This window comes from Bacillus sp. 05T22 (assembly GCF_056396765.1).
In genome coordinates, this window is record NZ_JBFTMC010000234.1 from 1 (window position 1) to 1,708 (window position 1,708).

Annotated in this window: 1 protein-coding gene; it reads left to right on the forward strand. The window is 28.0% G+C overall.

The genetic code is table 11. From position 1 onward, the window contains the following. Window positions 1-485: 485 nt before the first annotated feature. Window positions 486-1,151, forward strand: coding sequence for a helix-turn-helix domain-containing protein (locus tag AC1DIT_RS28055; RefSeq protein WP_431089242.1), 666 nt, complete (start codon window positions 486-488; stop codon window positions 1,149-1,151). Window positions 1,152-1,708 lie beyond the last annotated feature (557 nt).

A 1,708-nucleotide genomic window follows, 5' to 3' on the forward strand; every position in this document is an offset into this window, starting at 1 on the left:
TCATAATTTCATTGAGCCTGTACTATATATATTTCATGTGTTCCTGAATAGTACGTTCTGGTTATCAGTCACTGCATATATCCTATATGTTTTTACGCCTAAAAAATATTTTTGTTTTGTATATCCTCTACATGTGAAGTTAACATAACGTCTCATTATCGGTAGCAAGGACAAGGAGGAGCCCTACTCTTACAAGGGAACCTCCTTTTTTTGTTCTATGGATCTATGCGTTTTTTTATACATTCCTATCCTGGCGCGGTTTTAGGGGTCTCATTTGTTACTGAATTAGCCAAAAAACTGTATAAAATCTTGTATACTCTTAGCCTGGTTTTTTTCCGAAATGCTGGTGGTACCCCTAACAATATAAAACTCCTCTAAATAAAAGAGTCCGCAACGGATCATTGCATACTTTTTTTATAACGCTACGATGCGTTTCTTACTATTTAATATTAGAATAAATTAAATTAATTGAAGGAGGTACATATATGGACATTGGAAAAAAAATAAAACATTTAAGATTAATAAATAAAATGACACAAGAAGATGTAGCCAGCCAATTATTTATTTCAAGACAAGTCATATCTAAATGGGAACTAGGAAAAAGTCTTCCCGATCTAACCAATTTATTAGCCTTAAGCAATCTATTTAATGTTTCAATTGATTCTTTATTAAAGGAGGATTCAAATTTGCAAAATCAGATAATAAAACAAAGCAATTATAAAAGATATTTATTGATAGCTTCTCTCTATATATATTCTTTAATTACTATTATTGTAATAATTTATTGTCTTATTGCCTTTTTACTTATACCAAAAAGCATAAAAACATCAGATCTAAAATTCATTAATTCACACTTTTATCAAGAAACTGATAAAAAAGAAACTCTATATATTTATAGTAAATTAAAACCTTTCTTCTCCAATTATTCAGGAGATTATAGCATTGAAACAAAAAAACATGAAATAAATATTCATGCTCATCGAAACTCAATTCCCTTTAAAAATAAAGACGTTTTATTCTTGATTAAAAAAGATATATCTCATGGGATAGATTGGGAAGAAAAAGATGTTTACATTATAGACGACAACAATAACAAAATACTTATATATAACCATAAAAATAAACAACTATATTACCAAATAAAAAATTAAAAAGTAGGTGATCAAAATTAAAAACATTTATAAATATATTTTTATACTAACTACACTTATTCTTAATATAATTAGTTCTCTACTGATTATGACTACCGACTTTACACCGAATAGTATAGTATTTTCTATTACATTTTTATTTTTCACCATGCTATTCCAATCAACTACAATGCTATTTATTATATATATGATTAAAAATGATACGTCTAAAAGGATAAAAATAATATTATATATTTTTTTAACACTAGATATATTTATCTTTTTATCCTTGCTCTATATGGCATATATAGTAGCATCATCATTAAAATATTATTAACATCTTTCGTAATAATACATATATTTCACTTCAAATCTAAAATCTATAAAAATAACATATTTATAGCAAGGGAATGCTTGTATACTGATCTGTACTGCATTCCCTTATTGTATGTATGCTATATTCTTATTCGCCTTTTTCTAACAGTAGAACCACGAATCTTGGCGAAGACATTGGTTTTTGCCCTGTCCTGGGGTCCGTCCTCGCTTTTTATTCCACGGTTCCCTTGACCACGAGCCTC